Annotated in this window: 1 protein-coding gene and 1 pseudogene; both read left to right on the plus strand. The window is 55.7% G+C overall.

Annotated elements, in window-relative coordinates; all coding sequences use genetic code 11:
* A pseudogene (locus HMPREF3171_RS03970) lies at positions 1-263 on the plus strand (IS21 family transposase); the annotation flags it as partial.
* A gap of 14 nt (positions 264-277) precedes the next feature.
* Positions 278-864 (plus strand): ATP-binding protein (locus HMPREF3171_RS03975; RefSeq protein ID WP_070483114.1); only part of this gene is annotated, 587 nt, incomplete at its 3' end.

Below are 864 nucleotides of genomic sequence, written 5' to 3' on the forward strand. Positions count from 1 at the left end.
ACGTGCTGGCCAACCTGGGCAAAAAGCACAGCAAAGCCACCCTCGAGCCGGCGTGCCAGCAGGTCTTAGAAAAGAAGCTGGCTCCAACTATGGCTGTGATCAAGCGCATCCAGACTGACATTGCGCACGCTCAGCAGCACCCTGCTGCACCAGGGCGAAAGACACAGCCCGCGACGAAGAACCAACAACGCCCAAGCGCCCCGCTTACCGGCGACGCAGCTGATGCCGTCTTTATTCGGCCTGCTGACCACTACGAAAACTAGAAGGAGTGTTAACCATGAGCAACATCGATGACGAAACAGTACGGGCAAAAATGCGGAAGCTTCGCGTATCGACCTTCGCTGATGTCTTCTACGAGATTGTCAACGACGAGGCCTACGCGGATGCGCTACCAGAGGACATCTTCCTCGCAGCAGTCGAAGAGGCCTACACACAGCGGCAACAACGCAACATCGCCAAAGCCATCACCCAGGCACAATTCCGATACCCGGATGCGAGCCTTGCTGAAGTCACCCGGGCAGAACAACGCGGCATCAACATGCGCCAGTTAAAACGAATCGCGGCGACGAACTGGCGGGAAAACCCGACCAACATTCACATCCTCGCACCAACCGGAACAGGGAAAACATACATAGTCTGCGCCATCGGCGTCGCCGCATGCCAAGCCGGATACTCCGTGGCCTACTACCGGCTAGACCAACTCGTAGACATGTTGGCGGTCTTCTCACCGACTGACCAAAACTACCTCGATAAGATGCGGAAACTGATCAATGTCGATGTCCTTATCATCGACGATTTTATGACCATGAGCATCAACCAGCGCGGGCAAGAAGACCTGAGCAAGATCATATTCGACCGCGACGG

Source organism: Corynebacterium sp. HMSC08F01 (assembly GCF_001807545.1).
Lineage (GTDB): Bacteria > Actinomycetota > Actinomycetes > Mycobacteriales > Mycobacteriaceae > Corynebacterium > Corynebacterium coyleae.